At 40.1% G+C, this 312-nt stretch carries 1 protein-coding gene; it reads left to right on the forward strand.

Annotated features, from left to right (window positions below; genetic code table 11):
• On the forward strand, positions 1-312 hold a 312-nt coding region (locus tag ACNKXV_RS14000; protein ID WP_417908332.1), incomplete at both ends, for a tetratricopeptide repeat protein.

A 312-nucleotide genomic window follows, 5' to 3' on the forward strand; every position in this document is an offset into this window, starting at 1 on the left:
GCCTTGGAAGCGTATCAAAATACCATCAATTGTGAGGGCGCCAATGCTGAAAACTGCTGCTACATGGGTGCTGCTTATGAAAAGATGGGTAAAATCGATGAAGCATTTAAGTATTTCAAAAAATCAGCAAAGCTGGACGAAGAGTATGACGATGCGTGGTTTGGATTAGGAATGTGTATGCTCAAAAAAGAGAAGTTTTTTGAAGCTATTCATTATTTCAAAAAAGCGCTCAATCTCAACAAGGACAACCCAAACTATTGGGTAGGTCTAGCTGATGCAGAGTTTAACTTGGGTAATCTTCAGGCAAGTTCG

It is taken from the genome of Christiangramia aquimixticola, from assembly GCF_048285835.1.
Taxonomy (GTDB): domain Bacteria; phylum Bacteroidota; class Bacteroidia; order Flavobacteriales; family Flavobacteriaceae; genus Christiangramia; species Christiangramia aquimixticola.